Origin of the sequence: Pseudacidovorax intermedius (genome assembly GCF_001476815.1) — a bacterium.
In the GTDB taxonomy this organism is placed as follows: domain Bacteria; phylum Pseudomonadota; class Gammaproteobacteria; order Burkholderiales; family Burkholderiaceae_C; genus Xenophilus; species Xenophilus intermedius_A.
In genome coordinates this window covers 1-10,783 of the sequence record NZ_LDSL01000174.1, presented here as the reverse complement: position 1 = coordinate 10,783, position 10,783 = coordinate 1, and the positions used below count along the sequence as shown (strand labels likewise).

Genomic DNA, 10,783 nt, shown 5'->3' with positions numbered 1-10,783 from the left:
GCATGCTGGAAGGCGCCGCCGGCGCGGCGCCGGCGGCGCCTTCCAGCATGCCGATCAGGTCGCCGATGTTGACCGTGTCGCCCACCTTGACCTTGAGTTCCTTGATCGTGCCGGCGGCCGGCGACGGAATCTCCATCGAGGCCTTGTCCGACTCGACCGTGATCAGCGACTGCTCGGCCTTGACCACGTCGCCGGGCTTGACCAGCACCTCGATCACCGCGACGTCCTTGAAGTCGCCGATGTCGGGCACCTTGATCTCGACCGGGCCCGAGGCCGCAGCCGGCGCCGCGGCGGCGGGTGCCGGCGCGGGCGCGGCCTGCGGCGCCGGGGCGGGCGCGGCGGCCTCGGCCGGCGCTGCAGCCGGTGCGGCCGGGGCGCCAGCGCCCTCGCCTTCCAGGATCAGGACGACGGAGCCTTCCTTGACCTTGTCGCCGACATTGACCTTGACTTCCTTGACCACACCGGCCGCCGACGACGGAATCTCCATCGAGGCCTTGTCCGATTCGACCGTGATCAGCGACTGCTCGGCCTTGACCGTGTCGCCGGGCTTGACCAGCACTTCGATCACCGCGACTTCGTCGAAGTCGCCGATGTCGGGCACTTTCACTTCCACTGCTGCCATGTTCGTGTCTCCCGCCTTCGAGGCGTTTCAGTTCCGTGGATGGATTACGCGTAGAGCGGGTTGATCTTGTCGGCGTTGATGCCGTACTTCTTGATGGCCTCGGCCACCTTGGCCGCCGGCACCGCGCCGTCCTCGGCCAGGGCCTTGAGCGTGGCCACCACGATGTAGTGGCGGTTCACCTCGAAGTGCTCGCGCAGCTTGCTGCGGAAGTCCGAGCGGCCGAAGCCGTCGGTGCCCAGCACCTTGTAGTTGCGGCCCTTGGGGATGAAGGGACGGATCTGCTCGGCGTAGGCCTTCATGTAGTCGGTGGACGCGACCACCGGGCCGGTGGTCTTGCCCAGCTGCTCTTCGACGAAGGGCACGCGCGGCGTGTCGGTCGGGTGCAGCAGGTTCCAGCGGTCGGCGTCCTGGCCGTCGCGGGTCAGCTCGTTGAAGCTCGGGCAGCTCCACACCGAGGCGGCGACCCCCCAGTCCTTTTCGAGCAGTTCCTGGGCGAAGAAGGATTCGCGCAGGATGGTGCCGCTGCCCAGCAGCTGGGCCGTGGGCGCCTTGGCGTCGAGCGCGGGCGCCTGCTTGACCATGTACATGCCCTTGATGATCTGCTCTTCGGTGCCGGGCTGCAGGCCGGGCATCGCGTAGTTCTCGTTGAGCAGCGTCAGGTAGTAATAGACGTTGTCCTGCTTCTCGACCATGCGCTTGAGGCCGTGGTGCAGGATCACCGCCACTTCATGGGCGAAGGTCGGGTCGTAGCTGACGCAGTTGGGGATGGTGTTGGCCAGGATGTGGCTATGGCCATCCTCGTGCTGCAGGCCTTCGCCGTTCAGCGTGGTGCGGCCCGAGGTGCCGCCCAGCAGGAAGCCGCGGGCCTGCATGTCACCGGCCGCCCAGGCCAGGTCGCCGATGCGCTGGAAGCCGAACATCGAGTAGTACACGTAGAACGGCACCATGATGCGGTTGTTCGTGCTGTACGACGTGGCCGCGGCGATCCAGCTGGACATGCCGCCGGCCTCGTTGATGCCTTCCTGCAGGATCTGGCCGGCCTTGTCTTCCTTGTAGTACATGACCTGGTCCTTGTCGACCGGGGTGTACTGCTGACCTTGCGGGTTGTAGATGCCGACCTGGCGGAACAGGCCTTCCATGCCGAAGGTACGGGCCTCGTCCACCAGGATGGGCACCACGCGCGGGCCCAGGGCCTTGTCGCGCAGCAGCTGCGTCAGGAAGCGCACGTAGGCCTGCGTGGTCGAGATCTCGCGACCTTCGGCGGTGGGCTCCAGCACGGCCTTGAAGGTGTCGAGCGAAGGCACGGTGAAGCTCTCGTCGGCCTTGACGCGGCGGTGCGGCAGGTAGCCGCCCAGGGCCTTGCGGCGCTCGTGCAGGTACTTCATTTCCGGCGTGTCGTCGGCCGGCTTGTAGAAGGGCAAGTCCGCCAGCTGGCTGTCGGGGATCGGGATGTTGAAGCGGTCGCGGAAGGCCTTGATGTCCTCGTCGCCGAGCTTCTTGGTCTGGTGGACGGTGTTCTTGCCCTCGCCGATCTTGCCCATGCCGAAGCCCTTGACCGTCTTGACCAGCAGGACGGTGGGTTGGCCGGCATGGTTCTGGGCGGCATGGAAGGCCGCGTAGACCTTCTGGGAGTCGTGGCCGCCGCGCTGCAGGGCCCAGATCTCGTCGTCGCTCATGTGCTCGACCATCTTGGCCGTGCGCGGGTCGCGGCCGAAGAAGTGCTTGCGGACGTAGGCGCCGTCGTTGGCCTTCATGGCCTGGTAGTCGCCGTCGTTGGTGTTCATCATGAGCTCGCGCAGGGCGCCGTCATGGTCCTTGGCGAGCAGCGCGTCCCAGCCCTTGCCCCAGATCAGCTTGACGACGTTCCAGCCGGAGCCGCGGAATTCGCCTTCCAGTTCCTGGATGATCTTGCCGTTGCCGCGCACCGGACCGTCCAGGCGCTGCAGGTTGCAGTTGATGACGAAGATCAGGTTGTCGAGGTTCTCGCGCGCGGCCAGGCCGATGGCGCCCAGCGATTCGACCTCGTCCATTTCGCCGTCGCCGCAGAACACCCACACCTTGCGGTTGGCGGTGTCGGCGATGCCACGGGCGTGCAGGTACTTGAGGAAGCGCGCCTGGTAGATGGCCATCAGCGGGCCCAGGCCCATGGACACCGTTGGAAACTGCCAGAACTCGGGCATCAGCTTGGGGTGCGGGTAGCTCGACAGGCCCTTGCCGTCCACTTCCTGGCGGAAGTTGAGCAGTTGCTCTTCGGAAAGGCGGCCTTCGAGGTAGGCGCGGGCATAGATGCCGGGCGAGACGTGGCCCTGGATGTAGAGCAGGTCGCCGCCGTGCTTTTCGCTCTCGGCGTGCCAGAAGTGGTTGAAGCCGGCGCCGAACATGCTGGCCAGCGAGGCGAAGGAGCCGATGTGGCCTCCCAGGTCGCCGCCTTCGGGCGGATGGTGGCGGTTGGCCTTGACCACCATGGCCATGGCGTTCCAGCGCATGTAGGCGCGCAGGCGCTGTTCGATCTCCAGGTTGCCGGGACTGCGGGCTTCCTGGCTCGGCTCGATGGTGTTCACATAACCCGTGTTGGCCGAGAAGGGCATGTCCACCGTGTTCTGGCGGGCATGCTCGAGCAGTTCTTCGAGCAGGGCGTGCGCACGTTCGGCACCCTCGTTCTGGATGACGGCCGACAGCGCGTCCTTCCATTCCTGCATCTCTTGCACGTCAGCTTCGTTCGCTGCGGCGCCAGTGGGTTTCTCGGGGTTGGCCGACATCCGGGTCTCCTTGATTCGGTGTGTACGTGGCGTACGTTAATTGAGAGAGGAAGAAAGGCCGCATCGCGCGGGCGGCGGGAGTGTCTCACAAAAAATTTGGCATTCCAAATGGCGCCATGAACTTTCTCAATATGAAATTTTGCCGTGATGCAGCATGAATTTGCATGGAATTCGGCCCCTAAACTCGACCCATGCCCCGCGCGCGTTCTCCTTCTGTCGGCCAGCCCCTGTCCATCGTGTCCTGGTGGCAGCGCTGGTGGAAAAGGCAGACCCCGCCGTTGCAGGACAGCGTGGCCATGCTGGTACCCATGGCGGCCGTGCTGCTTTTCCTGGCCGCCATCGTGGCCGCCTTCTGGTATTTGCGGGCAGAGGAGCTGGAGCGCGAGCGCGAGTCGGTGCGCCGCGATGTCGAATATGCGCAGCAGCGCCTGCGCCTGCGCCTGCTGGAGCGGCAGGAACAATTGATGCGGCTCGCGCGCGATGCCAGCAGCCACGAAATCGACCCCATCGAATTCACCAGCCGCGCGGAATCGCTGGTGAGCCAATTCCCGGAGCTGCAGTCCATCAGCTGGATCGACGACCGGCGCATCTGGCGCGCCACCTATGCCGCGCCGAGCGTGCCGCCGGCCCAGCAGCACATGGCCGGCGACGCGCTGCGCCCGGGCGATATCGAAACCCACTACGCCCTGGCCCGCGAGCTGGCGCAGCCGGTGTATTCGCAGCCCACCGCCACCGGTGACCGGACCGCGCCGCTGCAGTTGCACATCCCGCTCTTCGACCAGGGCCTCTTCGCCGGCACCGTCCTGGGCGAGTTCTCGGTGGACGGCCTGCTGCGCTACGGCATTCCGCCCGAGGTGTCGGCCAAGTACGCCGTGTCGCTGCTCGACGGCACGGGCAAGCTGCTGGCGGGCACCACCACCGACAGCCGAAGTCCGGCCGAGTCCCGCCCCCTGCCCTGGGCGGAGCCGACGAACGAGTACGAAGTGCCGGTCTCGCCCGTGGGCAACAGCCTGGTGCTGCGGGCCCAGGCCTGGCGCACGTCGCTGGGCCTGGTGGGCAATGGGCTGTTCTGGCTGGTGGCGGCGCTGTCGGTGCTGACCAGCGTGCTGCTCATCGGCACCTGGCGCCACACCCGCCGCCGGCTGGCGACGCAGCAGGCGCTGGTCGCCGAGACCAATTTCCGCCGCGCGATGGAGGACTCCATGCTCACCGGCATGCGCGTGCTGGACCTGGACGGCAGCATCACCTACGTCAACGCCGCCTTCTGCACCATGACCGGCTGGAGCGAGGACGAGTTGGTCGGCCGCCGCCCCCCCTTCCCCTACTGGCTGGAAAGCGACCACGAGCTGATGAACGAGCGGCTGGAGGAAGAGATCCACGGCCGCGCCCTGCCCGGCGGCTTCCAGGTGCGGGTGCGGCGCAAGAACGGCACGATCTTCCCGGCGCGCCTCTACGTGTCGCCGCTGGTCGACGCCCGCGGCCACCAGACTGGCTGGATGACGTCGATGACCGACATCACCGAGCCGACGCGCATCCGCGAGCAGCTGTCGGCCTCGCACGAGCGCTTCACCACGGTGCTCGAAGCGCTGGACGCGTCCGTGTCTGTGGCGCCCCTGGGCAGCGAGGAACTGCTGTTCGCCAACAAGATGTACCGCGCCTGGTTCGGCTCCGACACGGTCGGCCACCTGGGCATGGTGGCGCAGGCCGGCGCCGCGCCCTCGCCCAGCCACGGCAACGACCTGGACGACGTCGACCCGCTGGCCGGCCTGCCCACCGACGCCCTCACCGCCGCGCAGCCCGCCAACAACGAGATCTTCGTGCCGCACCTCAACAAGTGGCTGGAGGTGCGCTCGCGCTACCTGACCTGGGTGGACGGCCGCCTGGCGCAGCTGGTGATCGCCACCGACATCACGGCCCGCCGCGACGCCGAGGAACAGGCCGCCCAGCAGGCCGACCGGGCCCAGTCCGCCAGCCGCCTGATCACCATGGGCGAGATGGCCTCCAGCGTGGCGCACGAACTGAACCAGCCGCTGACGGCCATCAGCAATTACTGCAACGGCATGATGTCGCGCATCCGCGGCCAGCAGATCGACACCGAGGCCCTGCTCGGCGCGCTGGAGAAGACCGCCAAGCAGGCCCAGCGGGCGGGGCAGATCATCCAGCGCATCCGCTCCTTCGTGAAGCGCAGCGAGCCCAACCGTGCGCCCTCGGAAGTCGCCACCATGGTGGGCGAGGCGGTGGAGCTGGCCGGCATCGAGCTCAAGCGCCGCAACGTGCGGCTGAACCACTATGTGGCCGCGCGGCTGCCCACGGTGCATGTGGACCCGATCCTCATCGAGCAGGTACTGGTCAACCTGATGAAGAACGGCGCCGAATCCATCGACCTGGCGCAGCGCCCGCCGGCCCGCCGCACCGTCGAGCTGCGCGTGGTGCCGCGCAAGGTGGAAGGCCAGGAGGCCATCGAGTTCGCGGTGCAGGACACCGGCAAGGGCCTGGCGCCCGAAGTCATGGAGCGGCTCTACGAGGCCTTCTTCTCCACCAAGGCCGAAGGCATGGGCATCGGCCTGAACCTCTGCCGCAGCATCGTGGAGTCGCACAAGGGCCGGATGCAGGCGGAGAACCTCTACAATGGAACGGACATCGTCGGCTGCCGTTTTTCCTTCTGGATACCAGTGGGCAGCGCTCCGGATTCCGTAGCACCCGACGAACGCCCCCCCGATTGGACCGCCACCGGCCAGCCGCCTGCCGCAGCCGGCAAGGCCGGGGCAGGCTCCGCGATTTCTTGAGACGCAAAGGTAAGCGCATGAGTTTGATCCCCAAGAAGGGCACGGTCTATGTGGTGGACGACGACGAAGCCGTCCGCGACTCGCTCCAGTGGCTGCTCGAAGGCAAGGACTACCGCGTCCGCTGCTTCGAATCCGCCGAGTCCTTCCTGGCCCGCTACGACCCGCGCGAAGTGGCCTGCCTGATCGTCGACATCCGCATGGCCGGCATGTCGGGCCTGGAACTGCAGGACAAGCTGATCGAGCGCAAGTCCCCGCTGCCCATCGTGGTCATCACCGGCCATGGCGACGTGCCGATGGCCGTCGACTCCATGAAGAAGGGCGCCATGGACTTCATCCAGAAGCCCTTCAACGAAGAGGCGCTGGTGTCGCTGGTGGAACGCATGCTCGACCATGCCCGCACGGCTTTCGCGCAGTACCAACAGTCCGCCAGCCGCGACGCGCTGCTGTCCAAGCTCACCGGCCGCGAATCGCAGGTGCTCGAGCGCATCGTCGCCGGCCGCCTGAACAAGCAGATCGCCGACGACCTGGGCATCAGCATCAAGACGGTGGAGGCGCACCGCGCGAACATCATGGAAAAGCTCAACGCCAACACGGTGGCCGATCTGCTGAAGATCGCCCTGGGCCAGAACGCCAAGGCCTGACGCCGACCCGCGCCGCCCGCCGCTCATTCCTCACGCCCGTTCGGCCCTGGCCGCGGGCGTTTTTCATTCCCCTTCCCTGCCTGCAACCATGACCGCACAACTCATCGACGGCAATGCCGTGGCCCGCACGATCCGCGCCGAAGTGGCCGAGCGCACCGCCGCCCTCAAGGCGCGCGGCGTCACGCCGGGCCTGGCGGTGATCCTGGTGGGCGAAGACCCGGCCAGTCAGGTCTACGTGGGCAAGAAGGTCGAGGCCTGCCAGCAGGCCGGCATGCATTCGGTGCTGGAGCGCTACGAGGCCACCATGACCGAGGCCGACCTGCTCGAGCGCGTGCGCGCGCTCAATGCCGATCCGGCCATCCACGGCATCCTGGTGCAACTGCCGTTGCCGAAGCACATCGACGCCGACAAGGTGATCGAGACCATCGCCGCGGAGAAGGACGTGGACGGCTTCCACGTCGCCAGCGCCGGCGCGCTGATGACCGGGCTGCCGGGCTTCTGGTCGTGCACGCCTTACGGCTGCATCAAGCTGCTGGAGAGCACCGGCGTGCCTATCAAGGGCAAGCATGCGGTGGTCATCGGCCGCAGCAACAACGTGGGCAAGCCGATGGCGCTGATGCTGCTGGCCAAGAACGCGACCGTCACCGTCTGCCACAGCGCCACCGCCGACCTGGCCCACCACGTGCGCCAGGCCGACATCGTGGTTGCCGCCGTGGGCCGCCGCAACACGGTCACGGCCGACATGGTCAAGCCGGGCGCAATCGTGATCGACGTGGGCATGAACCGCAACGACGAGGGCAAGCTCTGCGGCGACGTGGACTTCGCGACGGTCAAGGAAGTGGCCGGCTGGATCACGCCCGTGCCCGGCGGCGTGGGCCCGATGACGGTGACCATGCTGCTGGTCAACACGGTGGAGTCGGCCGAGCGCGTCGCCGCCGCCTGATCGCGCCCCAGGCCGGCCCGGCAATAGCCGGCCTGCATCGCGGCCATGGCGATGTCCGGCGCTTGAAGGCGCCGCCTTTGCCTCAAAATCGGCAGCATGACCTCCAATCCGCTGCTCGACTTCTCCGACCTGCCCCTGTTCGACCGCATCCAGCCCGAACATGTGGCGCCCGCCATCGACGACCTGCTGCGGCAGGCCGAAGCGGCCCTGGAGCAGGTCACGGCGGCCGAGTTTCCGTCCGAGTGGTCTGCCATCGCGCGCGTGCTCGACGTGGCCACCGAGCGTCTGGGCCGGGCATGGGGGGCCGTCGGCCACCTCAACGCCGTGGCCGACACGCCCGCCCTGCGCGCCGCCTACAACGAGGCCATGCCGCGCGTCACCGCGTTCTGGACGCGCCTGGGCGCTGACGAGCGCCTCTACGCCAAGTACAAGGCCATCGACGTGGCCACGCTCAATGCCGAGCAGCGCCAGGCCCACGCCAACGCCATGCGCAATTTCGTGCTCGGCGGCGCCGAACTCCAGGGTACGGCGCGGGAGCGCTACGCACAGATCCAGGAGCGCCAGGCCGAACTGAGCCAGAAATTCAGCGAGCATGCGCTGGATGCCACGGACGCGTTCGCGTACTACGCCCAGGAGTCTGAACTGGAAGGCGTGCCGGCCGATGTGGTCGCCGCCGCGCGCGCCGCGGCCGAGGCGGAAGGCCAGGCCGGCTACAAGCTCACGCTCAAGATGCCCTGCTACCTGCCGGTGATGCAGTTCGCCCGCAGCAGCGCGCTGCGCGAGCGCCTCTACCGTGCCTACGTCACCCGCGCCAGCGAATTCGGCGACGCGGCCTTCGACAACACACCCCTCATCCTCGAGATCCTGAAGCTGCGCCAGGAAGAGTCGCAACTGCTGGGCTACCGCAACTTCGGCGAACTGTCGGTCGTGCCCAAGATGGCGGAATCGCCCGAGCAGGTGATCGGCTTCCTGCGCGACCTCGCGGCCAAGGCCAAGCCCTACGGCCAGCGCGACGTGGTGCAGCTGCGCGACTTCGCCAGCCATGAGCTGGGCATCGCCGATCCGCAGCCCTGGGACTGGAGCTACATCGGCGAGAAGCTGAAGGAGGCCCGCTATGCCTTCAGCGAGCAGGAGGTCAAGCCTTACTTCCCGGCGCCCAAGGTGCTCGACGGCCTGTTCAAGATCGTGCAGAACCTGTTCGAGGTGCAGATCCGCCGCGACGAGGCGCCGGTCTGGCACCCCAGCGTGGTCTTCTACCGCATCGAGCGCCAGACGCCGCAGGGCGTGCAGAAGGTCGGTCAGTTCTACCTCGATCCTTCCGCCCGCGCGGCCAAGCGCGGCGGCGCCTGGATGGACGACGTGCGCGCCCGCTGGCTGCGGCCCGACGACCAGCGGCTGCAGACGCCAGTGGCGCACCTGGTGTGCAACTTCGCCGAGGGCGTGGATGGCAAGCCGCCGCTGCTGACGCACGACGACGTCATCACCCTGTTCCACGAGTTCGGCCACGGCCTGCACCACATGCTGACGCAGGTGAACGAGCACGACGTCTCGGGCATCAGCGGCGTCGAGTGGGATGCGGTGGAACTGCCCAGCCAGTTCATGGAGAACTTCTGTTGGGAATGGGACGTGCTGCAGAACATGACGGCCCATGTGGACACGGGCGAGCCGCTGCCCCGCGCGCTCTACGACAAGATGATCGCGGCGAAGAACTTCCAGAGCGGCATGCAGACGCTGCGCCAGATCGAGTTCGCGCTGTTCGACATGCTGCTGCACACGCAGTTGGACGCCAGCCACGCCCGGCCCGATGCGGTGATGGCGCTGCTGAACGAGGTGCGCGCCGGGGTCGCCGTGCTGCCCTCGCCGGACTTCAGCCGTACGCCCATGACCTTCACGCACATCTTCTCGGGCGGCTATGCGGCCGGCTACTACAGCTACAAGTGGGCCGAGGTGCTGTCTGCGGACGCCTATGCCGCTTTCGAGGAAACCGTGGACGCGCAGGGCCTGCCCAGCGTGGAAACCGGCCGCCGCTACCGCCAGGCCATCCTCGAGGCCGGCGGCAGCCGCAGCGCGATGGAATCGTTCAAGGCCTTCCGCGGCCGCGAGCCCAGCATCGACGCGCTGCTGCGCCACCAGGGCATGAGCGAGCCGCTGGCCGAAGAAGCGCTGGCGTGACCGTGATGCGGCGCCCGGTCCTTTCCCGCGCTGCCGGCGCCGTGCTGCCGGCCGCCCTCGCCGTGCTGTGCATCGCTGGCGGCGCGATGGCCCAGCCGCTCTACCGTTCGGTGGACGCACAGGGCCGCGTCACCTTCTCGGACCGGCCGCCGTCGGCCTCCGCGCAGCCGGTGGAGATCGCCACGCCGAGCGAGGTGGAAACGGGTGGAGACGCCCTGCCCTACGCGCTGCGGCAGGTCGTGCAACGCTTTCCCGTCACGCTGTATACCCAGCGCGACTGCGCGCCCTGCGACGAAGGCCGCAACATGCTGAGGAACCGGGGCGTGCCCTTCCGGGAGCGCACGGTCAATGCGAGTGCGGACGCCGAGGCGCTGCAACGGCTCAGCGGCCAGACCGGGCTGCCGCTGCTGACGATCGGCAATCAGCAATTGCGCGGCTATGCCGATGCGGAGTGGGCGCAGTACCTGGATGCCGCCGGCTATCCGCGGCAGAGCCAGCTGCCGGCGGCCTACCGCAGCCCCGCGCCGCGGCCGCTGGTCGCGTCGCCAGCGGCGCCAGCCCAGGCCGCGCCGCCACCGGCAGCGCCGCCTGCGCCCGCCCCGTCCGGGCCGACGCCGTCCAACCCGGCCGGCATCCGCTTCTGAGGCGAACGCCGGCGCGCATGGCGCAGGCCGGCGTCTGACCGGCTCAGAAGGTCAGCGTCTGCACGCCTTCGGGCGTGGCGAGCAGGCACACATGAGCCTTCTGGTGCGCGAACACGCCCACGGTGACCACGCCGGGCCACTGGTTCACCTCGGACTCGAAGGCCAGCGGGTCGCGGATCTCCAGGCCCGTGACATCCAGGATGTGCTGGCCGTTGT

At 67.9% G+C, this 10,783-nt stretch carries 8 protein-coding genes; 5 read left to right on the top strand and 3 right to left on the bottom strand.

What is annotated here, in order from left to right:
• A partial coding sequence (locus tag NS331_RS22710) for a biotin/lipoyl-containing protein (protein WP_345940361.1) occupies positions 1–622 on the bottom strand: 622 nt, incomplete at its 3' end.
• Positions 623–666: 44 nt separating this feature from the next.
• Complete coding sequence (gene aceE / locus NS331_RS22705) at positions 667–3,381, bottom strand: pyruvate dehydrogenase (acetyl-transferring), homodimeric type (RefSeq protein WP_058644207.1); 2,715 nt, start codon at positions 3,379–3,381, stop codon at positions 667–669.
• Positions 3,382–3,572: 191 nt separating this feature from the next.
• Between aceE and NS331_RS22700 the strand changes: the two genes are divergently transcribed.
• The 5 genes from NS331_RS22700 to NS331_RS22680 all read left to right on the top strand — a co-directional run bounded on the left by NS331_RS22700 (position 3,573) and on the right by NS331_RS22680 (position 10,567).
• On the top strand, positions 3,573–6,167 hold the full coding sequence (locus NS331_RS22700; RefSeq protein ID WP_082702709.1) for a PAS domain-containing sensor histidine kinase: 2,595 nt from the start codon (positions 3,573–3,575) through the stop codon (positions 6,165–6,167).
• Between the two features lie 17 nt (positions 6,168–6,184).
• Positions 6,185–6,808, top strand: a complete 624-nt coding sequence (locus tag NS331_RS22695) for a response regulator transcription factor (RefSeq protein ID WP_058644206.1) — start codon at positions 6,185–6,187, stop codon at positions 6,806–6,808.
• 88 nt (positions 6,809–6,896) lie between these two features.
• Positions 6,897–7,751, top strand: a complete 855-nt coding sequence (gene folD / locus NS331_RS22690; RefSeq protein WP_058644205.1) for a bifunctional methylenetetrahydrofolate dehydrogenase/methenyltetrahydrofolate cyclohydrolase FolD — start codon at positions 6,897–6,899, stop codon at positions 7,749–7,751.
• A gap of 96 nt (positions 7,752–7,847) precedes the next feature.
• A complete protein-coding gene (locus NS331_RS22685) occupies positions 7,848–9,923 on the top strand; it encodes a M3 family metallopeptidase (protein WP_058644204.1) in 2,076 nt (691 codons plus the stop codon).
• Positions 9,924–9,928: 5 nt separating this feature from the next.
• Positions 9,929–10,567, top strand: coding sequence for a glutaredoxin family protein (locus NS331_RS22680; protein ID WP_058644208.1), 639 nt, complete (start codon positions 9,929–9,931; stop codon positions 10,565–10,567).
• A gap of 43 nt (positions 10,568–10,610) precedes the next feature.
• On the opposite strand, the gene NS331_RS22675 is transcribed toward NS331_RS22680, so the two are convergent.
• On the bottom strand, positions 10,611–10,783 hold a 173-nt coding region (locus NS331_RS22675), incomplete at its 5' end, for a ribose-5-phosphate isomerase A (RefSeq protein ID WP_193758184.1).